This window comes from Chromobacterium amazonense, from assembly GCF_001855565.1.
Classification (GTDB): domain Bacteria; phylum Pseudomonadota; class Gammaproteobacteria; order Burkholderiales; family Chromobacteriaceae; genus Chromobacterium; species Chromobacterium amazonense.
On sequence record NZ_MKCR01000001.1, the window covers coordinates 12,939 to 36,789 of the forward strand.

At 53.2% G+C, this 23,851-nt stretch carries 21 protein-coding genes; 11 read left to right on the forward strand and 10 right to left on the reverse strand.

Features of this window, described 5'->3' with window-relative positions; translation table 11 throughout:
• The first annotated feature begins 440 nt into the window (after positions 1-440).
• The 7 genes from BI343_RS00065 (at position 441) to BI343_RS00095 (ending at position 7,382) form a co-directional block, all read left to right on the forward strand.
• Entirely contained in the window at positions 441-764 is a 324-nt protein-coding gene (locus tag BI343_RS00065; protein ID WP_071108158.1) for a hypothetical protein, read from the forward strand.
• A 359-nt stretch (positions 765-1,123) separates the two neighbouring features.
• Complete coding sequence (locus BI343_RS00070) at positions 1,124-1,645, forward strand: fimbrial protein (RefSeq protein ID WP_043629321.1); 522 nt, start codon at positions 1,124-1,126, stop codon at positions 1,643-1,645.
• A 271-nt stretch (positions 1,646-1,916) separates the two neighbouring features.
• Entirely contained in the window at positions 1,917-4,340 is a 2,424-nt protein-coding gene (locus tag BI343_RS00075) for a fimbria/pilus outer membrane usher protein (protein ID WP_071108159.1), read from the forward strand.
• Positions 4,341-4,354: 14 nt separating this feature from the next.
• Positions 4,355-5,089, forward strand: coding sequence for a fimbrial biogenesis chaperone (locus tag BI343_RS00080; protein ID WP_169828960.1), 735 nt, complete (start codon positions 4,355-4,357; stop codon positions 5,087-5,089).
• Between the two features lie 27 nt (positions 5,090-5,116).
• Entirely contained in the window at positions 5,117-6,133 is a 1,017-nt protein-coding gene (locus BI343_RS00085) for a fimbrial protein (protein ID WP_071108161.1), read from the forward strand.
• Positions 6,134-6,166: 33 nt separating this feature from the next.
• A complete protein-coding gene (locus BI343_RS00090) occupies positions 6,167-6,694 on the forward strand; it encodes a fimbrial protein (RefSeq protein WP_043629316.1) in 528 nt (175 codons plus the stop codon).
• A gap of 385 nt (positions 6,695-7,079) precedes the next feature.
• Positions 7,080-7,382, forward strand: coding sequence for a fimbrial protein (locus tag BI343_RS00095; RefSeq protein ID WP_071108162.1), 303 nt, complete (start codon positions 7,080-7,082; stop codon positions 7,380-7,382).
• Between the two features lie 91 nt (positions 7,383-7,473).
• On the opposite strand, the gene BI343_RS00100 is transcribed toward BI343_RS00095, so the two are convergent.
• The 4 genes from BI343_RS00100 to BI343_RS00115 are packed head-to-tail and all read right to left on the reverse strand — an operon-like array spanning position 7,474 to position 12,086.
• Positions 7,474-8,439 carry a fimbrial protein gene (locus BI343_RS00100; protein WP_083340710.1) on the reverse strand — a complete coding sequence of 322 codons (966 nt, stop codon included), beginning with the start codon at positions 8,437-8,439 and terminating at the stop codon, positions 7,474-7,476.
• A 45-nt stretch (positions 8,440-8,484) separates the two neighbouring features.
• On the reverse strand, positions 8,485-9,504 hold the full coding sequence (locus BI343_RS00105; RefSeq protein WP_083340711.1) for a fimbria/pilus outer membrane usher protein: 1,020 nt from the start codon (positions 9,502-9,504) through the stop codon (positions 8,485-8,487).
• 34 nt (positions 9,505-9,538) lie between these two features.
• Positions 9,539-10,504 carry an IS5 family transposase gene (locus BI343_RS00110; RefSeq protein WP_083340712.1) on the reverse strand — a complete coding sequence of 322 codons (966 nt, stop codon included), beginning with the start codon at positions 10,502-10,504 and terminating at the stop codon, positions 9,539-9,541.
• A gap of 58 nt (positions 10,505-10,562) precedes the next feature.
• Entirely contained in the window at positions 10,563-12,086 is a 1,524-nt protein-coding gene (locus tag BI343_RS00115) for a fimbria/pilus outer membrane usher protein (protein WP_169828962.1), read from the reverse strand.
• A 358-nt stretch (positions 12,087-12,444) separates the two neighbouring features.
• Between BI343_RS00115 and BI343_RS00120 the strand changes: the two genes are divergently transcribed.
• From BI343_RS00120 to BI343_RS00135, 4 genes are all read left to right on the forward strand, one after another.
• On the forward strand, positions 12,445-13,314 hold the full coding sequence (locus BI343_RS00120) for an alpha/beta fold hydrolase (RefSeq protein WP_071108167.1): 870 nt from the start codon (positions 12,445-12,447) through the stop codon (positions 13,312-13,314).
• Between the two features lie 251 nt (positions 13,315-13,565).
• Positions 13,566-14,704, forward strand: a protein-coding gene (locus BI343_RS00130; protein WP_422614096.1) for an IS3 family transposase whose coding sequence is annotated in 2 segments (ribosomal slippage) — positions 13,566-13,821 and positions 13,821-14,704 — 1,140 coding nt in all. Because the reading frame shifts where the segments join, the coding sequence is not laid out codon by codon here.
• A 66-nt stretch (positions 14,705-14,770) separates the two neighbouring features.
• Positions 14,771-16,126 carry an ATP-dependent nuclease gene (locus BI343_RS19140; protein WP_244886547.1) on the forward strand — a complete coding sequence of 452 codons (1,356 nt, stop codon included), beginning with the start codon at positions 14,771-14,773 and terminating at the stop codon, positions 16,124-16,126.
• Positions 16,111-18,132 carry a UvrD-helicase domain-containing protein gene (locus tag BI343_RS00135; protein WP_071108170.1) on the forward strand — a complete coding sequence of 674 codons (2,022 nt, stop codon included), beginning with the start codon at positions 16,111-16,113 and terminating at the stop codon, positions 18,130-18,132. Before BI343_RS19140 ends, BI343_RS00135 begins: the two co-directional genes overlap by 16 nt.
• 138 nt (positions 18,133-18,270) lie before the next feature.
• Here the strand turns inward: BI343_RS00135 and BI343_RS19145 are convergent, their stop codons facing one another.
• The 6 genes from BI343_RS19145 to BI343_RS00160 all read right to left on the reverse strand — a co-directional run bounded on the left by BI343_RS19145 (position 18,271) and on the right by BI343_RS00160 (position 23,752).
• Positions 18,271-19,263, reverse strand: coding sequence for a retron St85 family RNA-directed DNA polymerase (locus BI343_RS19145; RefSeq protein WP_083340716.1), 993 nt, complete (start codon positions 19,261-19,263; stop codon positions 18,271-18,273).
• The gene (locus tag BI343_RS19475; RefSeq protein ID WP_139165595.1) at positions 19,260-20,189 is read right to left on the reverse strand and encodes a retron St85 family effector protein; all 930 of its coding nucleotides are present in this window, start codon (positions 20,187-20,189) and stop codon (positions 19,260-19,262) included. The genes BI343_RS19145 and BI343_RS19475 overlap by 4 nt, the downstream gene beginning before the upstream one ends.
• Positions 20,190-20,470: 281 nt before the next feature.
• Positions 20,471-20,968 carry a hypothetical protein gene (locus tag BI343_RS00145; RefSeq protein ID WP_071108172.1) on the reverse strand — a complete coding sequence of 166 codons (498 nt, stop codon included), beginning with the start codon at positions 20,966-20,968 and terminating at the stop codon, positions 20,471-20,473.
• Complete coding sequence (locus tag BI343_RS00150; protein WP_139165596.1) at positions 20,962-21,369, reverse strand: hypothetical protein; 408 nt, start codon at positions 21,367-21,369, stop codon at positions 20,962-20,964. Before BI343_RS00150 ends, BI343_RS00145 begins: the two co-directional genes overlap by 7 nt.
• Before the next feature lie 22 nt (positions 21,370-21,391).
• A complete protein-coding gene (locus BI343_RS00155) occupies positions 21,392-22,498 on the reverse strand; it encodes a site-specific integrase (RefSeq protein WP_169828963.1) in 1,107 nt (368 codons plus the stop codon).
• Positions 22,499-22,678: 180 nt separating this feature from the next.
• Positions 22,679-23,752, reverse strand: a complete 1,074-nt coding sequence (locus tag BI343_RS00160; RefSeq protein ID WP_071108175.1) for a site-specific integrase — start codon at positions 23,750-23,752, stop codon at positions 22,679-22,681.
• Positions 23,753-23,851 lie beyond the last annotated feature (99 nt).

Genomic DNA, 23,851 nt, shown 5'->3' on the forward strand with positions numbered 1-23,851 from the left:
CGATTCATGCTCGCGGGAGCGCCCTCACCCTACGCGCTCCCGCATCCCACCCCACACAGCCCATCTTCATACATCCTCACACCAAATCCACGATTCCCGTCGCTGCTATATGCCATAACGCATTAAGAGCGACGCGCGTAAGCCGGCCAGCCAACCACCGCGCCCATTGCATTGAGCATCATCGGCTTGCGTTTAGCCGGCAGCAGCCCCGCCTAGAACTCTGCGCGCAACCGCATGAACGGGCCATTACTTATCAAAAACAGGCATTTTAATAATTAAATATTACAAGTCACATCAGGCAATTTATAAAATTTTAATTAAAATAAGACTTTCAATTTAAATCAAAATTGCACTAAAATGGATTAAACACAGAATGCGATTAATAAAATGAATTTTATTAATCAATTGATTTAAACTTAAACCAGAAAGACAGACAGATCATGAACCAACTGCAAGCATGGGCAATCGCAGCAGTGATCTCGACCTTTCCTGTCGCCACGCTCGCCCAAGGCGGGGATGTTTACTTCTACGGCGCGATTGTAGAAGGAGGCTGCAGCGCTCAGACTCATGCGATCGCCCCCAAACCGAGCGCTACTTCGGCGCTTGAGCTGAATGAATGCGCCACCCCCGCCTCGCTGACGCTCAACGACCAGCGCACCTCGCTCAGTGTGCGCAAAGGCCAGAACAGCTACTCCAGCCGTGAACTGCTGCGCGGCGCAACCGCGCATGCAAACGCCGTTAACCTGACGGTGACCTATTTCTGACACATCCTTCCAAGTTTCAAGTAAACCCAGCCCGGCCCGGAATAAATGGCTGGGCTTTATTTTTTATGTTGTTTTTATACAAATGTTGCAAAATCATTTCTAAAAGAATGATTTAAAACGGATTTTTACATTGTAAACAATATTTACTTAAAACAATTATTCCATGATGCTTCGCCTAAATTTTAAACTAAAAGTTTAATATGTAACAAAATTAACTATTCAATCTTCCGAATTGTTATGATCGCCCTGCCATCTGGCCTGAATCCTAGCCAGTTGGCTACGCTGCAATGCTGTCATCCGATCCAATCCGGCAGCCTAGCGGCCAGAGTCGATCCATTCTTTACGGAGTACTTTAAGTTATGAAAAAGCTCGTATTCGCCGGTTCCCTGATGGCTGTTGCCGCCTCTTCCGTATTCGCCGCTGCCGGCACCCTGGATGTCAACGGCGAGATCGTGACCGCAGCTTGCGGCGTGGATCCGCAAAGCTCCAACCTGGTTGTGAACCTGGGCAAGGTTCCGACCCACGTGTTCAAGAAGGGCGGCGACCGCTCCTCTTCGCAGGACTTCAACATCAAGCTGACCCAGTGCGACACCAGCACCCTGAAGACGGTTGCCGTGCGTTTCGCTGGCGCGGCCGCTCCGGGCAACACTCAACTGATGGCCACAACCGGCTCCGCCTCCGGCGTGGGCGTTCGCTTGCAAAACGCCACTGGCGAACTGCTGCAGCTGGGTCAATATGGCAGTCCCATCAATCTGGTTGACGGCACCAACACGCTGCGCTTTACCGCCGCTTACGAAGCCCTGGGCGATTCCAAAGCCGCCGCTTCGGTCAAGCCGGGTACCGCCAACGGCCACGCTGAGTTCGACCTGAACTACCAGTAAGTCCTGGCCTCCACCCGCGGAATACATTGAGCATTCCGCTCGCTGCTTCCTTGTGCCCGCATGATCTGAACAGATCTGGTTTGTCCGCTGTCAGCGATGAGTAGTCTGCAAACCTGGGCACGGGATTAGCTGTTCACTACCTCCCTCAAATTGCTATCCGCGCATTGCCGCGCCCTGGCCAAGCCTTGGCCACAGAAATTGAACGGCTGACTGAACACACTACAAGCGACAAGAGCCTTGATGCTCTTCCATGATTGGGAAAACAGCAGGAATGGACAGACAACGCACATACATCGTAGGACTGGCGCTGGCGCTCAGCCCTTGCATGTCGCACGCGGTCGAGTTCAATGACGCCTTCCTGCAACTGGGCCCGGACAGCACCGTCAATCTGGAGCAGTTTGAACAAGCCGGCTACATCGTGCCCGGCCGCTATATCGTAGATATCTACCTGAACCAGCGTTACCTGCAGCAAATGGAGCTGGATTTCCGCCCATCAGGCCCTGAACAGCAGGTTCAACCATGCCTGCCCCCCGATCTGATCCGCCAGCTGGGGCTGCGCGCGTCCATTCTGTGGCCGCAAGACAGCCAATGCGTCGACCTGCCTGCAGTCAGCCAGGCCAAGGTCCGCTACTCCAAGAGCAACGGCAAGCTGGATATCCAGGTCCCGCAGGCGGATCTGGCCTACCGCGATGAAGACTACGCTCCGCCGGAAACCTGGAATGATGGCATTCCGGCGGCGCTGCTGGATTACCGCGTGTTCTACCAGAAAACCGACAATGGCCAGAACGGCTCGTCCAGCAATATCACCAGTTACGGCGTGGCTGGCGCCAACTTGGGCCCCTGGCGGCTGCGCTCCAACTACCAGTACGACAACAACATCCAAAACGGCAACAAGCTGAGCTGGAACAACACCCAGGTCTACCGCGACTTGCGCGGCCTGCAGGCTCGGTTGACCGTGGGCGAAGTCTTCACCACGTCCGATATCTTCGATGCCTTTTCCATGCGCGGCGCCACGCTGAACAGCGATGACCGGATGATTCCGCAAAGCCTGCGCGGCTATGCGCCGCAGATCAATGGCATCGCCCGAACCAACGCGCTGGTGACCGTGCGCAATCAGGGCCGCGTGTTGTACTCCACCAATGTGCCGCCTGGCCCATTCTCCATCCGAGACTTGGGCAGCACGGCGCAGGGCCAGCTGGAAGTGACCATCGAAGAAGCGGACGGCAGCAAGCAAAAATTCACCGTCAACACCGCCTCCGTGCCCTTCCTGACGCGCAATGGGATGTTGCGTTACAAGATGGCCGTGGGCCAGGCCGATATGACGGGCTCCGCGCAGCGCCCCAATATCGCCACCGCGGAGGCATCCTACGGCCTGACCAATACCTTCTCCCTGTACAGCGGCTTCATCGCCAGCGCGGATTACCATGCCGCGGCGTTGGGCGTGGCCCAGGACATGGGAAGCTTTGGCGCGATCTCTGCCGACATCACCCAAGCCTCGGCGCGCATGCCCGATGGCAATGATTACAGCGGGAAATCCTACCGCCTGAACTACGCGAAAAAACTGGACAGCATCGATGCCGATCTGCGCCTGTTCAACTACCGGTTTTCCGAACAGACCTATCGCTCGCTGAGCCAATATCTGAACAGCCAGAACGGCACCTACGGCTACAACTACAAGCAAAGCGTGGGCCTGAACGCCAGCAAATCGTTTGGCCGCACCACACTGTTCCTGTCCGGCGAGCGCGCAACCTATTGGAATACCACGCCTACCCAACGCGTCGATTTATCGATGAGCCGGGACTTGGACATCGGACCGATGCGCAATGTCAGCGTCAATTTCAGCCTGCAATCCGTCCGCGACCAAAGCGGCAATAATCTAGGGGCGTCGCTGAGTTTCAGCCTCCCACTGGACAATAACCGCCGCATCAATTACTCGGTGCAGGGCGGTTCGGGCAATACCACGCATCTGGCAACCTACTCTGACAACAGCCGCCCCAACCAAAGCTACAATGTGTCTGCCAGCATCAGCAGCCAAGATACCAAGCCCCAGGTTTCCGGCGATTATCACTACAATGGATCGGCGCTGCAGGCCGACTTGTCCGCCAGCAAGCAGCAAGGCGGCTACGGCAGCCTGTCCGCGGGGCTGGCCAGCTCGCTGCTCCTGCATGCCGGCGGCGTCAGCATGAGTACGGCTTCCACTGGTGAAACCCGCCTGCTGGTTGACACTGACGGGGTGCCGGGGGTGCCGGTGTATGGCTCGGCCGCCGATACCGACCGCAACGGCTACGCCGTGCTGACCGGCATCGGCCCCTACCAGAGCCATGACATCCGGCTGGACGCGGACAATATGCCGGATACCGTTGAAGCCAGCGCCGCCGTGCGCCGCGTGGTGCTGACCGAGGGCGCCGTCGGCAAGGCAGCCTTTCCCGTCAAGGTTGGACGCAAGGCCCTGCTGCAAGTGCGTCTGGCCGATGGCAGCGTGCCCCCGCTCGGCGCAACCGTCATCGACCTGCAAACCCGGCACGGCGTCGGCATGGTGGGGGACAATGGCCTGACCTTCGTCTCAGGCCTCGGCGCCCGGGCCGGTATGGAAATTTCGTGGGGAACGCAGCGCTGCCACCTGGCGCCACTCCCTGCCGAATACGATCTGAACCAGGGCAGCAAAGATGCGCTTTGCGCCGTGGCGACTGAATGAACAAGGAAATGCAAATGAACAAGCTGCAACGCGGAATGGCCTTAGCTGGCGCGCTCGCCGCACTGGTCTTCCCCATGCTGGCGCAAGCCAATATTCTGCTGGACCGCACCCGCGTCATCTATTTGGAGCAAGACAAAAATGTCAGCATGGTGCTGACCAACAAGAACAGCGAACAGCCTTTCCTGGTGCAATCCTGGCTCAGCGACGCGGATGGCAAACGCCTTTCCTCGCCCTTCCTGGTATTGCCGCCGCTGCAACGCATCGAAGCCGCTGAAAAAGGCGTGGTGCGGCTGACCCGCATCCCCGACAACACCTTGCCGTTGGACCGCGAGTCGCTGTTTTACCTGAACATCCAGGAAATCCCGCCCAAGAGCGAGCAGGAAAACGTGCTGCAACTGGCCATCAAATCCCGCCTCAAGGTGTTCTACCGGCCCAAAGCCGCGCAATTGCCGCGCGGAGAAAACCCCGCCAAGCAATTGCAACTCACTTTTGACGCGGCGGCCGGAAAACTGGTGCTGAAAAATCCTAGCCCGTATTACATCACGCTGACAGGCCTCAGCCTGCCCGGGGAAAAATCACCGCGCGACCTGAACGGCCAGATGGTGCCGCCCAAAGACCAAACCACTCTTGCGCTCAAGGCCCTGCCGGCCTCGTTGAAGCTCACCAATATCAACGACTACGGCGCACAAGACACCTACACCTTTGCATGCTCAGCCGGCGCCTGCCGCTACCAAGAAGACAAGCAATAACCGTTTGAGGCCCGACAGGGGAATGCCATGTTGACCGTCCGTTTCGCCCGCCTGCTGCTGCTCGCCGCGCTCGCCGTGCTTCCTACCCTGAGCCATGCGCTGGCTTGCAAGCAGGACAATCGCTACGGCAGCGTATTGATCACCGAAGACATCGGCTCCACTGTTGCAGTCCCCATCACGTTAGGCACCGGGGTGGAGATCTGGCACTCTACCCAACGTACAATCAGTGTGTCCTGTTACAAAGATCACGACGGGCTGCGCGATGCCGAGGAGGTTTTTTTCTATCCCAACCCCCGCAATGACTCCGACCCGCAGGGGGTGCAATTCGGCGTGGTATATAAGGGACAGACTTATTACCAAACCCAACGCATCCCCACGGGCCAAACCATTCCGGCCTGTCCCAAGAATATTTATCCGGACATCCGTAACTGCCCCGCCACCACGTTCAGCCTGAGCTTCCAAGTGGTGGTAGCGACCAAAAAACCCTATCCCGGCAGCGGAAGCGTAGGCAAAACCCAATTCCAGGTGATGCAATTCGATGGCGTGGGTGGAATTAATAATATTCCCGACAGTAATCTGGTTTACAAAATCACCGGCCTCGACAAAATCCGCTTCATTCAATGCGCGGTGAAAGTGTGGCTGAACCCGCCCAACAACACGCTGGATTTCGGACGCATCGTCAAAAGCAATACCGGCCTGACGCCCTCCGCCCCTCGGCGCGACTTCACGCTGGGTCTGGAGAAAACCTGCGACGATCCAGTGCAGGTCAATGGCTATTTCCGCGGCATCAATGGCAAGAAGGATGATTACACCGCCACCTTGATCAAGCAGAAAGATGGCAGCGACAGCGGCTTGGGCATACAGCTTTACTACGGCAGCGGCAACCGGCTGCGCTTTGAACAATCCGAGTTCCTCGCTACGTTCCGCCAGGGCGATCGTTTGAAAACGGTACCGATGTATGGGGTCATCGTGCCCACCAACCTGGGCAAAGTGGAGCCGGGGCCATTCAAGGGCACCATCAATATCGATCTGGACTATATCTGAGCCGCTTAGCCCGGCTGAAGTGGAGAATCCTATATGAAATTCCGCGCCATGCTGGCCGCTCTCGCCATCATCGCTCCATTGGCTCAGGCTGAAGATGGCAAGCTCGATGTCTATGGAGAACTGGTAATCGGCGCCTGCGGACTAGATCCCAATTCCCAACGGCTTGAAGTAGGTCTTGGTTTGGTATCTACCCAGCGTTTCAGGCAAATCGGCGATCGCTCGCAACCAATACCGTTCGATATCCGCCTCATCGAATGTTCGATCAGCACGCAGACAACCGTCGCTGTCCGTTTTACAGGACCGCAAGACAGAGAAAATCCCTCGCTGATGGCCATCACCGGCAACGCGGTGGGCATCGGCATTCGTCTGCAATCGCCCAACGGAACCGACATCACTCTGGGCGAGTATTCCCCGCTGACAGGATTGACCAACGGCACCAATAACCTTCGCTTCAACGCCATGTATGAATCCACCCGAGCAGCATCTGCATCGGGGCAAGCTGGCGGAGTCCAACCCGGCTCCGCCAATGGTCTGGCGCAGTTCGATCTTCGTTACATGTGACCTCAACAAGCCGGCATTCTGCCGGCTTGTTTTTCCCCCCACTCCCGCACCGCCACCCGGCAAGCAATTCTCCCCAAATGCAGTATGCTGAAATGGAAGCCCGCATCGGGATGACCTAAGTCCAGTCCCACAGGCGCAAGCCGATCGGCCACGCGTTCCATCTCATCCGCCCCTAGCTTCAGTCTTTCCTGCCGCCCTCGCGCAACCGCGCCACCCAATATTAAATATTTTGTTATTAATAATTCAATAAAAAACGTGCTTGATGTTTACAATCACTCTGCATATACTCAACTTAACAGCATGAATTACATAAAAGCAACTTATCTTAAACTTTTAATTTAATCATTTCAGCCGCGCCCGCTCGGGCCAAGGCAGGGAGGTCCAAATGAAAAAAGTCATCCTCATGCTGGCCGCCATGGCAGCCCTGCAGTCCGGTTTGGTCTTGGCCTCCAATAGCGGCACCATCTCCTTCACAGGCGCCATCGTCAAAGAGCCCTGCGCCCAGTCGGAAAGCAGCCTGCTGAAATACGCGCAAAACCCTCGCCTTTATCAGGCGGCGCGAAAAGAAACCGGATCCCAAGTTTGCTCCGGCCTGAACAGCACACAGTCCTTAAGCATTTCCAGCGTCGGCATGGCCAACGGCAATGCACAAGGCACAGGCCAGATCGTGACTGTCGTTTACAACTGATCCCGCCGCGATAGCATGAACAAAAGCCTCTGGTCTCCGGACCAGAGGCTTTTGTTCATGCGGCACCAGGCAAGCCTACGGCTGCTGAGCCTCACTGGTATAGCATATTGATGGTGACCGCAGTCTGCACGCTGCCTGGCACTACCGTATTCGTCCTCACATACTCCGCGAACACCCCGAGTTGGGCCGACTGCCCCTGCACATTCACCACCCTGGTGTTATTGGTGGTATTCGCGCCGATATTGGCGCCGTCCGCGCTGCTGCCAAGATTGATGCCGACCCCCTTGGCGCTCCCCCCGCTGTTGGCGAACAGCACCGGATTGTCGCTGTCCGGAATGCCGCTAAAAATGAAGGTTGCCGTTCTGACGCCCTTGGAGCAGTTGCTTGCATTGATCGTCAGGTAGCTGCGGGCCAGGGTGCTGCCCACCGCTGCAAACTGGCTTGCTCCCACCGTAGGCAAGTTGATCGTATATCTGTCGTTTGTACTCAAATTACAGGTGCCGCCAGGCGTAAAATTGACGGTTCCGGTAATCAACTGATTGAAGTTGATATTCGGCGCGCTGTTGATCCCCCCGATGCCGTCCAATTGAAAAACTGGATACTGCGAAACTGTGACCGAGCCGCTCGATGGCGCGCCATCGGACTTGATCAACACAATCGAATACTGCAGGTTGGACCAAGCCCAACCATTCCAAGGCACGTAAATGCCGGTATCGATCGCGCCGCTGTTTTGGGTGTACGTCACGCCATTGAAAATGATGCCTATCGTGACGCCGGACGCCAGGGTCTGCTTCTTGGGATTGACCCAAAAATAAACATTTTCGCCTATGCTTTGCGTGCAATAGAGGCTGATCGACTGCAGAGGCGACTGCCAGATCACGGTTCCAACGGGAATGTTGGCGGCGACATAGAGATTGTCGGGCAGCGTCAGATTGGCTTTTACCGCGCCATCGCTGCTCTTACCGCTCCAACACCCCAAGGCATGGCTGGCCAGCGGCATCATGAACCATCCCAGCAGCAGCATCGCCCTCAGCAGGCAGGTTATCCAATTTTTCATCTAAATCTCTCGCTAGTCGCGCATTGAACAGACGCGGATTGATGCTCACAGCGGCATACACGCAGCTTCCGTCTGCGAGTAAGCGGTGCTGGAGCGCTGTTGCGGCAGTTGATACTGAAAGCGGCACTGTTGGTCCGGCGCGCTGCCCCAGCTGACCACAAGGCTCTGGCCTTCCATGCCCCGGATAAATGCGCGCGCGCCCTGGCCCAACAGGGTTACATAGCGGCCCTTGTTGTCATTGATGCTCGCGCCTACCGGCAGGTTGCCGCCATCGGGGCGCTTCAGCGTGACGATAACCGGCTTGCCCTGCTGGGTATTGAACTTCACCAGTACGATGGCGCCGGAACGCGGCGCATCCTGCACGCTGCTCTCCAACAACTCGACATCCTGGCTGATGCCCTGAGGCTCCAGAGTGATTTCATTCTGGCGATAGGGCATCAGCGAGCTCACTACGGCATAGCCGTCATGATTGATGCGCACGCCGTTGGTGTTGCCGACCGCAGCGCCCTCGGCGCCAGGAGCTTCTATCACGGCGATCGACTCGCCCAGGGACTGGGCCGCGGTCACCCCGCCCGGGTGGAAAACCAGCGCGCCGCTGACGCCGGCATTCACTTGGCTACTGGATCCCGTCACGCTGCCGCCAGCGGAAAAAGCAGCCTGCGAAGTCGCATACTGCACGCTCCCGCCGCCGCTGGCGCTGCTGCCGCCTGCGCCGGCATGGCTATGGTTGGCGAACACGTTGTAGCTCAGATTGCGCAATTCGCCCGCCACGCCGCTCAAGCTGACTTGCCCACTGCTGCTCTGATCGCTGCTGGTTCCGACGCTGGCGCTCAAGAGCGGCGCGGAAGGGCCGCCGCCCAGCGGCATAGATACGCTCAGCAGATATTGATTGACGCTGCGGCCTGCCCCGTCTTGCGAACGGCCGGCCGACAGATTCAAGCTCAACTGTTTGAAACTATTGCCATACCCTAGGGATGGTCTGAACAACCTGCCACGCAAACAGAAATGCAATTTCTCGCGGGGCTTCGGTTGCATTTCACCCACCAATTCCAGATCGCCCGCCATGAGGATGACCGGGTGCTTCCGGTCATCCGGCCTTTTAACTCGCCGCCAGCAAGGCCTTTCGCGCCAGCCAGATGTTGGCCAGCCCAAACAGCGTCATCAGTTGCGCGGTGTTCTTCTTCAAACCGCGGTAGCGTGTTTTCAGGTAGCCAAACTGCTGCTTGATGACCCGAAACGGATGCTCCACTTTGGCCCGAATCTTGGCTTTGACCATTTCGCCCAGCTGGATCTGCCGGTCGTCGGCTGAATCGGTCAGCGCTTTGCGCTGGCCGGGCCTCATCGCAATCCACCAACGCACCGCTCGCGATTGGTGTTCGGCTCGCTTGTGCACGCCAGCAAAGCCGGCGTCGCCAAACACATCGATTTCCTCGCCGTGCAACAACTGATCGACCATCGTGACATCCGCCACATTGGCGGGGGTGCCGGCCACGTGATGCACCAAGCCGGACTGGGCGTCGACGCCGATATGGGCCTTCATGCCGAAGTACCACTGATTGCCCTTCTTGGTTTGATGCATGTCCGGATCGCGCTCGCCCTGAGCGTTTTTGGTGGAGCTGGGCGCGTGGATCAGGGTGGCATCGACGATGGTGCCTTGCTTCAACATCAGCCCTTTGTCGCAGAGATGCTGGTGGATGGCGGTAAACAGAGCGTGGGTCAGCTGGTGCTTTTCCAGCAGATGGCGGAAGTTCAGCAGGGTGGTTTCGTCCGGGACGGCGTCCAGGGAGAGGCCGGCGAACTGGCGCATGGAGGCGATCTCGTACAGGCTTTCTTCCATGGCGGGATCGGACAGGCTGTACCAGTGCTGCAGGCAGTAGACGCGCAGCATGGCGGACAACGGGTAGGGGCGGCGACCGTTGCCAGGCTTGGGATACACTGGATCGATGACGGCTTCGAGCTGCGCCCAAGGCATGACCTGATCCATCTCTGTCAGAAAGATTTCGCGGCGGGTGCGCTTCTTCTTAGCGGCGAGTTCGAGATCGGTGAAGGTCATCTGCTGTCGCATGCTGGCGTCCTGGATCTGACTGAGGGGGAGTCAGTTTACGGGAAGATTGGAGACTTGTTCAGACCTTCCCTAGCTGATAGTTGGTATTGCGGCCGGACTGATTCCAGTAATCCTGCGTGGTGCCGGTCAGAAACAGATGGCCGCGCTTGCCGCCCAGCGGCTGGTCCACATTCAACTGGAACTGGTTTTTGGCGCGGGCGATAAATCCATTCCCGTTCAGCAGATTGGCGTAGTCCTGGAACCCCAGATAATCGGCCGTGGAAAAGCGGTAGGCCGCCACCATGAAATTGGTGCGCGTCCTCTCCAGCAATTTGCTGAAAGACAGACGGTAACTTTGACCTTGCATGGCGTTCACGCCCAGCCTGTTGGCCAAGGCTGCGGCCCAAGACTGGGTGACGTCCAAGGCCAAGGCGCCATATGCGGTGTTGATGGCGGAGCCCAGCAGCATGGACTGGTAATGATCGCTCACGATTACGCCGCCATAAGCCGTCAAACTATTGTTGATGCCGCGCTGATAGCTTGCCTGCGCGAAATTAGGCCGTTGCCTCATATTATTGCTGCGCCACTGGCCGGCGCTGAATGAATACCGGCTGCTTCCGTCGCGCAAGAGTTGGGGCACCGCGGCATAAGGCACAATGAACTTGCGCACCCGGCCATCGGCCTCGGTCACCGTCACTTCCAGGTCGCCCGAGAAACCGGTGTTGTAAAGGTCATCGATGCTGAATTCGCCAGGCGGAACCACATTTTCATAAATCACATTGCCGTTTTGACGGATCGACACCTTGGCATTCGTCTCAGCCACGCCCCGCACAACCGGCGCATAACCCTGTCGCGACTCCGGCAACATTCGATCATCCGATGCGATCTGCACGCCGCGAAACGATACGCTGCCGAACAAATCGGACGGCGTGAAGTAATCTCCTATCGTCAATACCGAGTGCCAATCGGTCACATCGCGCTGAGCGTAGGTGGAAGCGGTTTGATAATTGCGCTGGCTTTGGCCATTGCCGTCCTGCTGGGTCAAGGTGCCGTCATAGCGCAGCCGCCAGAGTCCGATATTCAGCCCTGTGTTCGCAGCCAGATAATATTGCGTGGAATTGCCCTGCCCGCGGTTGTCGGCGCGATAGGCATTGGCGTTGTAATTGACGAAGCCCGCAATCGGCACCCCGGCATCCCAGTATTCCGGCGCGACATATCCGCGCGCCGAAGCGCGTTGATATTTTTGCGGAATGCTGACATCCAGTCTCAAATCCGCGCTATTGAACGCTGAAAACGCGCCCGGCACCACAGCGCTGATTTCAACGCAGCGCCCCGGCTCATTGCGGCCGGGCAACACTTCCGGCTGCGCCAGGCGCGAGGCGTCCAGGCCCAAGTCATCGAGCAGCGCGCGGTTGAAGCAGGCCAACACCTTGCCGTCGGCAAACGTCCTCATTTCGACATCGCGACGCCCTACCCAGGCATTGTTGACATAGACATCCACACGATAGGTTCCCGGCAAGGCCGCCCCCGGCTGATTGAATCGCGCCAGATCAATTTGCTGGCCGTTGGAGGTCTGATTCAGGAAAACCGGGTTGAACTGCACCTCTTCCGAGGGTTTGGCCGTAGGCGCGGCTTGCTGCGCGGCCGGCGGCGATTGCCAAGCATCTTGCTCAATCTGGACGGGAGCATAATGTAAGCGCCGCAGGACATTCAATACGAAGACTGCTAGTTGCAATCCATAAAAACTTCAATAAGATTTTGATTTAAATCAGATATCCCAAAGTCAATTTGTAAACAAATTCCTTATTCACGTGTTACAAATACACAACACAACAAAACACTTTAAATTTTTTCTTAAAAATAATTCTCACTAAATGATAGCCATCTCTGCTGCCGGGACCGGACGTAAAATAGGTGCGCGCATCCGCTTGCAATCCCCCCGCCAGGAAGGAGCTTCTCCCATGCCCGAACATATTTCGCAATACAAGACGCTGAACCAGCGCCGCTATCATCTCCGTCACTGGGGGGCTGAAGACGCGCCTCTGATGGTGCTGCTGCACGGCTGGATGGATAGTTCGGCAACCTTCCAGTTCATGGTGGAAAACCTGCGGCAGGCCTGGCATGTGGTGGCGCCCGACTGGCGCGGCTTCGGCGACAGTCAGTGGAATGAAGGCAGCTACTACTTCCCGGACTACCTGGCGGATCTGGATGATCTATTGACCCAGCTGTCGCCAAAACAGCCTGTCCGGTTGCTGGGGCACAGCATGGGCGCGATGATCGCGGGGATTTACGCTGGAGTGCGGCCGGAGCGGATCGACCGCCTGGCCCTGGTGGAAGGGTTTGGCCTGAACGCCACGCGGCCGGCCGAGGCTCCGGGCCGTTACGCCCGTTGGTTGCGGGAAACCCAATCCGACATCGGCTACGAGGCGATGGTGGATGCGAGACAAGTGGCGGACAAGCTGCGCGGGCGCAACCCCTTGCTCAGCGATGAACGCGCGCAATGGCTGGCGGCGGAACTGACCCGACCGACCGAGAACGGCGTCATCTATCGCGCCGATCCGCGCCAAAAGATGGTCAATCCGGTTTTGTACCGGCTGGAGGAAGCGATGGCCTGCTGGCGCCGCATCACCGCGCCTGTGCTGTGGGTCATGGGCGAACATCCGTTTGAGCATCCCGCGGTCAAAGGCGTCATGTCCACGCTGGACGAGCGCCGCGCCTGTTTCGCCCGGCTGAGCGAAACGACCATACCGGGCGCCGGCCATATGATCCAATGGGAAAAGCCGGAAGAGCTGGCGCAGGCGGTGGAAAGCTTCATGCTGGCTACCCTATGAGCGCGGCGCGCGATGGGCCAGGCGAGAGGCCCTTAGTTCGGCGGATTTGAAGCCGTTTGTTCTGCGTCAGCCCTTTCTCAGTCACATGCCTAAAGCAGCTGCTACACTGCTTGAGTAGCCTCTACTCTCCCGCTTTCGATCATGCCCCATGAACTGAACGAAGAGCAGCGCGAGAAGCTGTGATCTGCTCCCCTCAGCTCCTACCAATCAAAAGTAGAGAGAAGTCTGTCACTTGAAGGAAAATGACGGATATGAAGAAGAGCAGATACACCGAAGAGCAGATCATCGGCTTTCTCAAGCAGGCCGAACTCGGCATGGCCATCAAGGAGGTCTGCCGCCAGGGAGGCTTCTCTGAAGCCACCTTCTACAAATGGCGAAGCAAATACGGCGGCATGAACGTCGCGGAATTGCAGCGCGCTCGCGATCTGGAAGCCGAGAATGCCCGGCTCAAGAAGCTGCTGGCCGAAGCCCACCTCGATATCGAAGCTCTCAAGGTCGCCTTCGGGATAAAGCGCTAGCCCCGCAAGCCAAGCGGCAGGCCATCCGCATCATGCTAAGCAGCGGACTGGCATTGTCGGAACGCCGCGCTTGCCGGCTTGTGGGGCTTTCTCGAGACGCCTGGCGACATCCGCCGCAAACCGATGCATTCACGCATCGGCTGACCGCCCGCATCATCGATATCGCCCACACGCGCCGCCGCTTTGGCTATCGGCGAGTGCATGACCTGTTGCGCGCCGAGTTTCCGGGCATCAACCACAAGCGGGTGTACCGCTTGTATCGCGAACAAGGTCTGGCGGTTAGACGACGTAACCGTCGGCGTAAGCTGACCGGCGTGCGCACGCTGCTGCAAGCCGCTACGCAGTGGAATGAGGTGTGGAGCATGGATTTTGTCAGCGACCAGTTAGCCAGTGGTCGGCGCTTGAAATGCCTGACGGTCGCCGATGACTTCAGCCACGAAGCGGTGCAGATTGCGGTGGATTTCTCGATGTCCGGTCAATACGTCACGCGGATGTTGGATCAGGCGGCGCAATTTCGCGGCTATCCGTCAGCGATCCGGACGGACAATGGGCCGGAGTTCACCAGTCGGGCATTCATGGGCTGGGCGCAAAGCCGCGGCATCCGCCACATCCTGATTCAACCAGGCCGGCCGATGCAGAATGGTTACATCGAAAGCTTCAATGCCAGACTCCGCGACGAATGCCTGAACGAGCATGTCTTTGATTCGCTGGCGGAGGCCAGGCAGATCATCTCCGCGTGGCGGGACGATTACAATCAAGTCCGTCCCCATGGATCGATTGGCCGGATACCGCCAGCGGAATTTGCGGCACGCCATCGCCAGGCACAATTAGCAAGCCAAAGATCAGCAGGTTCCACCACCATGCAAACCTAGGACTTCTCTCCTGATTGCTGGTATGGCTAGCGGGGGCAGATCACCAGCTCTGATGGTGGCAAAAACATTTTATCTCGGCTAACCACCCAATATTTCAATCGCAGCAATAAGGCCTCCACAGACTTCGATCCAATCAATGGTTTAATGCTAACAATGGATCAAAAGCTTGAAGAGACATATAAAGAATTCTTCGAACCCTTTCTGGAAACATCTAAGACTTTCCTAGGACTGAATGACATTAAAGTCATATCGAATCTAGAGTCAAATGAAATTCTAGAAGATGCCTCTCAAGTCGTTTATGGAGACGAGAAAGAATATTTGCCGGAAAATTTTAATGGACTCGGCCATATGAATATTCTTTACTTGTTGCTTTCGATAGAAATTAGAAAAGAGTCTTTTAACAAATTAGGAAGAGGAATCAACCTTCTTTTTGTTGAAGAGCCTGAGGCACATACTCACCCACAAATGCAGTATGTCTTTGCAAACAAAATCAAGCTAATTCTGAAAGAAATCAGCTCCCTTCAGACGTTCATCACCACTCATTCATCACATATCGTTTCTCAATGCGACTTTGAAGATATTCGATATTTGCGAAACTCCGATGGAAAAGCCTCGATAATAAATTTTCACGATGCTCTGTCCTCACGCTACGGCAGCGACACTGAATCATTTAAATTTCTCGAGCAATTTCTGACCCTAGACTCTTGCGAATTATTCTTTGCGGACAAAGTAATTTTCATTGAGGGAATTACAGAAAGAATGCTTCTACCATACTTCATTGAACAGCATGACAAATTGATGAACGGTGATAAGACTTATGTACCGCTGTCCTCACAAAATATAACAATCCTAGAGGTTGGTGCGAATGCAAAGGCATTTCGGCACTTCCTAGATTTATTAGAAATAAAGACCCTTATCATCACCGATATCGATTCTACAAAATCAGAAATCCATACAAATACAGAAGGAAAGAAGCAAACCGTTTATGAGGCTACATCGGTTGCAACAGCTGAGAATACAAGCAACGAAACTATCAAGTATTACTATGCTGCTCCTGAACTTAGTGACACAACATTTCCATCTTGGTTTGAAGACTTACGAAACCAAAATTTAAAAACAATCAATCCAAACATATATGTAGCCTACCAAAAAAATGAAAACGGATATCATGGCAGAAGTTTTGAAGATGCCTTCGCTCATTTGAACAGAGAACTAATAAAGAATAATATTGATAGCTTACAAGGATTGAAAAATAAAAAAGATTTTGACTCACACCCCAACGCATATGATCTTATTGAACGAATTCTCGACAAGAAATCGGCATTCGCATCGTCTCTATTGTTTCTAGCACTAACATGCGACAAAGCTCAATGGCAGACGCCCAGCTACATAAAAGAGGGCCTTCAATGGATATCAAACTAACAGCATTGGAGCAGGTTAAGCAATGCTTGACTAATAAGCAAAATTTCGTATTACAGGGTGGAGCTGGAAGTGGAAAGACAGAAACGCTTAAAGAATTGCTGACCTTTATTTCGAAAAATTACGCCGACAGCTCTCTTGTCTGCATAACCCATACAAACAAAGCAGCAAATGAGATAAATAAACGTATTGGTGGAGTTTTCCCTGCACTCACCATTCATTCGTTCCTCCACTCGCTTATATCTGGCTTTAAGCTTGATATACATCGCATAATTTTCGATATTTTCGCGGTCGCACCATTTGCCGTTGGGACTAACGAAGACTATGAGAGTGAAAGTGATTTTCTTAAAGCTGAATTTGAAAGATTTAAAAAAACCTATGAGATATACTCTCGGCGCACATACGAATTAACAAGCACAAAAACACCAAAACATGTTGGAAAAAGGGAGTACGATAAGGATCGTTCAAAGTACAACCTTGAACTTAATCAAAAAATTGATAATCTCAATCAGAATCTACGTGTTTATATTTTCACAAAAGACCCCTATTCAATAAAATACAACCAAAGGAAGTATGACAGCCTTCGATCATTGTCGTACGGCCACGACAGCCTCATAACAATTGCTTGTATACTCCTAAGGCAATCTACAGTTTTAAGAAAAATAGTCTCCGATCGCTTTAACTACATCTTTATTGATGAGTATCAAGACACTTCTCCAGAAATCATCGAGGTACTCATCTCTCTATTAGCAAAAGAAAAAAATGTTTTGGTTGGATTGTTTGGTGACTCAATGCAAGGAATTTACGACGATGGAATTGGGGACGTAGATCGATACGTTTCTGAAGGAATGCTGATTAGAATTGAAAAAGAGGATAATTTCCGCTGCTCAAAGCAGGTAGTAGATTTTCTCAACCCACTTAGATTAGATAAAATGACCCAGGAGGTGGCATTCAAAACTAAAGACGATGGTTCCCGCGAAACACTGGATGATCGCCAAGGATATGTACGAGGTTACTATTCAATCTACGAAAATAAGCCAAGCACAAAGAGCGAGCGGGCTGATAAAGAACAGTACTCGACTGCCTTAAACAAATTAGTTGAACGTGCAGGGGGAACGTCCAACCAAAAAATATTAATGCTAACGAATAAAGCCATTGCTGCCGATGCTGGCTTTAGCAATCTCTTCGAAATATTCTCTGATCGTTACGGAACTGACCTCACTGAACAAATCGAAAAAACACTCGGCATTCTTCAGTTCAACGAGATCGTGGAACTATGCTCTCTTTTCCAGAGCAAAAGTTATAATGAAGTTATTTCCATATTACGAAGGAATGGCTTCACACTCTCAAAATCAACAGACAAACTAGACTTGTTCAATCGAATGAATGAGATCATTTCTTCAAAATCCCCAGCAATAGGGGTACTAGAAGCTTCAATAAATTATGGTTTGATTGCAAAAAATGAATCTCATGAAAACTACGTGAAACACGCTCATCAATTCTTAGCAACCATGAGCCAAGATCCACAGTTCTTGTTATTTTGCGAAGACTTTAGCAGTGGCCTCAATACAGTCAAACGCATGACTGATGCTGGGCGGGATATTGATGAATATCTATTTGATGAATTAAAGAATCAAAAAAATAAGTATGAATTTCTGAGCAGGCTCCTTGGAAATGACATCTCGTTTGATAATATCATAAATTATTTCGACTATCTCGACGAGAAAAAGAGCTATATAACGATGCACAAGACGAAAGGCACAGGTATTGAGAATGTACTTGTAGTACTCGATGAGTACTTCTGGAATGAATATAATTTCGAGAATATATTTTCAACCTCAAGCCCTTTAGACTCAAAAACTGAAAAAAACAGGAAGTTAGTCTATGTAGCTTGTTCCCGAGCCAAGAGAAACCTTACATGCGTTCGGCTAATTAGTGCTGCTGAAGAAGATGCGTGGAAAGCTGCCTTCCCTGAAGTAATTAAAGTTCCTCTCGAGGAGTTGCGCTAATGACCAGCTCAAATAGATGAGCAGGCTGACGCTCGACGGATTGCTTGTCTGTGAGGCTCTTCATGCTGAATCGGATACCACCCGGAAAGACTAGACCTACAACTCGGCCAATCCGGATATTCATATTATTCAGGCCCTTTAGAAGGGTAGATCATCCGTACCATCATTTTTTTGTGGCTGGGAAGAATCGTAATTAGTTGCTTGAATATCTGCCACTCTTGTAAAGTTGTATTTTACACATAACCCATTGACAAAATCTGGATCAATTGCCAAAAGAAATGCCATTTTTCCACGAAGCTTACCCGCCTCATCTTGAGTTAATTTATTATTAATCAATGCATGCATCGCAGCCCGCAAATTACGTTTCTCGGCGCGACCTATAGAAACATTTCCTGAATTACTTAGAACAAGCCCAACCAATGAACGCCTATTCTTCTTTGAAACATTAACTGTTTTTTCCTTATTCAAGGAAATGCCTAGATAAGACAATTCCCTCAAAAGCCTCTCTACATATTCATGAACCACATCAAGGATATGTGGTACCGAAGTGGAGAAAGCTAGGTCATCAGCATACCTTGTGTAGGAAACACCTAACTGATCGCAGTAACTCTGAATTCTGCAATCAAACTCCCACATTATGTAATTAGATAAAAATGGAGAGCTTGGGGCCCCTATGGATAACTGAAGCCGGTTGGTCAAACGATCGCGCCGACACAAAATTTGGCATAGCATCCACAACTCCGTTTCAGAATAATTCATATCTAAACGAAGTCTATGTTTGATCGCATCGGAGCCTATGCTTGGGAAAAAATCTTTAAAATCAAGTTTTAGTAAATAGGAGTTCTTGGCATGCTCTACGGCATGAGATTTTATAGATTTCTCGGCCCGATACGCAGTAGCTGCATTGTGTACAGGGAGGTTGCAAAATTCAAAATTTACTAATAGTCTTTGAAGGAATTTCAATTCTGCAGTTGGCTGGGAAATTTGACGCAATCCCCGTCCATTACGCTTCTGGATAAAATGATCTTTATAACGATCCGGAGCAGTTCCAAGCAGCGTAACAAGCTCCTTGGAGGAAAATGGGCTCTGAGCCAAAATGCGAGCAAACAAAGATTCATATTCAGGAATCATGCTGACCTCCTAAATATGTAGTTCAATCTTTTGTCTGCTTCCACATATGTCTGAGAAACTACCTTAAATCTTCCTCTATCAAAATGAGCATTGCCGGAATTTGCTGTATAGTCTACCCAAGGAGAATCACTACCTGGGCTCCTAACCCAAAATGGTTCATTGCCCCGAAACTCCAACCGCACGAGATTGAAAAAACTCAGTAGATTGAGCTCTTTTGCAAGACTATCAATATGTATTTCTATTTCAAAATGAGAAAGAGCCTTTTGAATATCTACGGCCTTGCTTACCAAAAATAAATCTACGAGATCGGCGATAAGAAGTAAACGATGCGTAGGATTTTTTAACTGCAGCGAAACCCTATTATGCTCTCCTTCCCCAAGCACCGCATTGAAACTATCAACAATCGCTTCGAAATCATCGTTTGTCAGATTTTTAGGCACACTCCCATCGATAACGCAACGAGCCCCTTTATTTAAAGCCCTTTTGATTGGTCCCAAATTTAGGAATGACTCGCGAGTACCTTCGTTTAAATACTGATTCTGAACGACAACAAAGAGTCTAGGGAGAATAGAGTCATCAAGTGCCAAGGCCCCCAATTCAGCGTGAGCGCCCGGAGATTCTGAGAATAAAATAGTTTTTCTGGCCAAATAACATGCATCTCGCTCAAACTCAAGAAGATCTTCATAACCAGAAAAAGCCCACCACCCTTGGTGATTTTCCGGGCGATCAAGATCCGCAAACCAATTTTGTGGAGGAGTTGCGTTGAGAGTATGACGCCAGAATGAGTCTCGTAAAGACTCAGAGCGCTCCTGAGTATTTTCAGCTACAGGACCGCCAAATACCCAAATTCGATTGGGTAGGTTGATTAAGTGGCACCCCTTGGGGTCAACAACAGCAATAAATTGATCCAAAGGAGTGCCAGACACACTCAATTACCTTTAATAGACACGAAGATCGGTGTCGGCTCGTCCGACACCGATCTTCGTGTCGTTGATGCCCTCCACCACAACTCAGTCCTGCGAAACGCCGGACAATAGATAGCTTGCACACTGCTGAGGCAGCTAAGCTACCAAACGCGTAATTGAGGCATTGAGTATAGATGCATGCCAAGCGATTGAAAAGAAAATCTTCATGCAGCTGGCTCTCTTTGGCCATCTCCATGCTCAGGATCATGGGTTTGTCCTTCAGGCTGAGGACGTACCGCCCTTTACTCCCCCAATTTTTCGCGGCGTTTGTGATCCATCCACGCCATCCATCCGGCTCGGTGTGCGTGTGCGTCATATAGAGAGTGATGCCAGGGCCGATCCAGGGAATGGTAGTCCACGACCGCCCGGTCAAATATACCTGTATCAACTAACGGCCGCAGGTCGAACCAGCCGGTGAGATTGGCCGGCCATTCGCCACCCAGGGCGTCGCCCAACAAATCGCGGTCATGCTGTGAATCGCAAGCAATCGTCACGCTGCGCGGCAACGTCTCAAACCACTCCCGCAACCGGCTTTGCAGATCGGCCTTGCGCACGATTGCCCCATCTATCCGACCCAAGCTACCCCATACAGCCGACTGGACGAAGCCGTTGCACTTTGAGCGGTCGAAGTCCTGCACTTCCACATACAGCACATGTCGCCCATCCTCGCTAACCATGCCGATGCTGATCAACTCGCAGTCGATGAAGTCGGTGAACTCGGTATCCAGAAACATCAGCATGGACTTATCCATTTATTGCTTGCATTGGTAGGCGGGGTCTGGCCCGCTTTGCGGCAGTCCGACTCTGCCGCATCGACCAAGGCCTCGATAGTGTCGGCCAACACCGCCGGGGCAACATAGTCGACTGCCAATTGGCCACGCTTCTCCTTGATGTCACGCCAGTAGAACTGTTCCTGTACATCTTGGCCAACCAGTTCATCAATGGCGGCGCACAGATCAGCAATGGTCGGCAGCCAGCTCTCCGGTACGCTATGGTCAATCTCTCTCCCTATGCGAAATTGCCAGGGATAACGATTCAGAACATCGACCTTTTTCATATCAATTACCAATTTTCCAGTTCCGCCTTTTGGATTGCTATCGAATACCACCGGAAATTGAAAGAAATGCCACCTTATTGCCATTAATCCTGTCCAGATAAGGAATCTAGATCGGGGAGATCATTTCAATCCGGCTCTTTGATGATGGTACGCCAATGGAGTCCGGAAAACTTGGTGTAGGTGGCTCATATCCATCGCAGAGTATGCCAACGACCTTGCGAAGCAATATACCCTTGGCGCGCTCTATGGCGTCTTGCTCTTTGCTGGCCCCTACACGCAGATCATGGAAATCGGGGAAGTCCACGACAACACAGTTGCTGTAATGGGTGATCAGAGCGGGATAGGGTGGCAGTTGGTCGCGCAGAATTGGGCGATTCTTCTTTCGCTTTGGTTTAGGGTCAAGCTTCTCCACCAACTTGTAAGCTAGTAGGTGGCTATATCTACGTAGCATTGCCATGCTTCTGTGACCAGAGATAGCTGCGACTTCCATCGTGTTTAGTCCGCGCTCCAGAAGCGAACTGATAGCACTGTGCCGAAGATCATGAAAGTGAAGATCCTTGATCTCTAACCTCTGCATGAACGCTCTCCAAGTGCTCTTAAAACCCGAGGAGGTATAACCGAAAACCCGCCCCTCTCTGGCAGGTGTCATGTAGTCGTGCAGAACGATGTAAGCCTTGCGGCTCAGTGGAATTTCGCGCAGGTCTCCATTTTTTGTGAGCGGTAAAAATACAGTGCGCTTGGCCCAACTGATGTTTTCCCACCGAATGGCAAGTATCTCGCCCTGGCGCATAGCTGTTTCCAGGGCAAGAGCAACAATGGCAAAGAACTCATGATTTGGATGACGAAAGGCGGCCCCCAAAACCTTCTTTTCTTCCTGTGGAGTAAGCCGGCGTGAACGGCCAGGTGGGGCTTTGGGTTTGCGAATCTTCTCGACTGGGTTGATCAGAGATTCCATACCCCATTCCATGACGGCGGTGCTGAAAACATGTGATAGCAACATCAGCTCGAGCTTAACCGTAGAATTCGCAAGCGGCAGATTGTTGTTCTTCGGGTTTGGCGTAGCCAAGCGTCTGTCGCGGTAGGCCACGACATGCTTTGGGGTTATCTCGCTGAGACGCAAGTCGCCTAGCAATTCCTTTAATGGCCGGATTCGATACACCTCAGTCTTGTAGCTACGTTTTTTGACCGAGATAGCTTCAACGTAATAGTCCAAGATATCCCTGAGAAGGGTGGACTGGGTCGGAATGAACAACATTGTTATTGTTTTCGGGAAATCTGGCGTAAAAACCAATCACGGTTGGAGTGCCAATCTCAGCTAATTGCTGAATGCCACACCTTTACGCAACGTGGGAAATGATGCGTATTGCTAGAAAACCTTGCCAGGCAATGCTTATTAGGAATGCGCAACACAGTGACATTGGGAGAATTCGTGCCGCAGATCGTGGAAACCAAAGTCCTCGCAGCCCGCCGCCTCGAAGATGCGCGCGTACTGGCGAGAGAGTAGCGCAGTGGTCTTCTTCAACACAATGGCGCTGTCATTGCCATCCCACCACGGGAACAGCCGGCCGCCCTCAAACTGCCAGCCTTCCATGCCGCGCTCGCCGGCCGCCACCTGGCGCCGGTAGCGCGCCAGCGCTTCCAGCGCCACCGATGTCAGCGGCACCTGGCGCTTGTCGCCGTTCTTGGTCTTTTCCAGAAAGATGGTGCGCTTGCCCTCGTCCACCTGATCCAGCCCCAGCGTGTACATCTCGCGCAGGCGCATGCCGGTTTCCAGGGCCAGATCGAACAGGAACTCCAGCGCGCCTTGCCAACGCAGCGCCAGGGCGCGCTGGCGGCCGGCTGGTTTCTCACCGGCCATGATCTTGCGCACGGCCTCTTCCTCGTGCGGCGCCAGCCGCCTATCGCGCCATTCGTCCACTGGCACCTGCACCACCTGCCCTTGCGGCGCCGTGGCGCGCAATACCGCGGCGTCGGCGTCGTTATACGTGGCGTAGCGCTTGGGCAGCAGACGCAGCGGGTTGGTGACAAAGGTGGAGTTGGGCCGGCGCGTCAGGTGGTCAAAACAGCGGGCCAGCGAACCAACATAATGGCGGATGGTAGAGGGCGAGAGTTGCGCCTCCTGCTTCAAGGCGCGCACCCAGGCTTCCGCCCAGCTGTAATTGACCGTGCGCAGCTCCACGCCGCCCACTTTGCCCATCAGGGTGGCCAGCACCGGCTTGTCGGACTCCGCCACCGGCACACTCACCAGATAATCGCGCAGCGCGTCGCCAATGGTGGCCAGGTCCGGTTTTTCGTGCAGCAGTTCGGGCGGCACGATGCCGCGGTCCAGCAGCGCTTCCAGCCGGGAGCAGTAGTTGTCGCCCTCTTCCTCGCGTTCGAACGTGAACGACACCGGGCGCGGCAATACGCCCTTGCGCCGGACGATGAACTCCCAGGAACCGCTGGGCCGTTGTCGTTTGGTAGCCATGAAAACTCGCGTAGAGGGCAAAAACTATAGTCTACGCGTGGTTCGGCTGATTTTTCGAGTGGTTAGAGGCTGAAAATTGCGGAAAACTGGCCGTTTTCC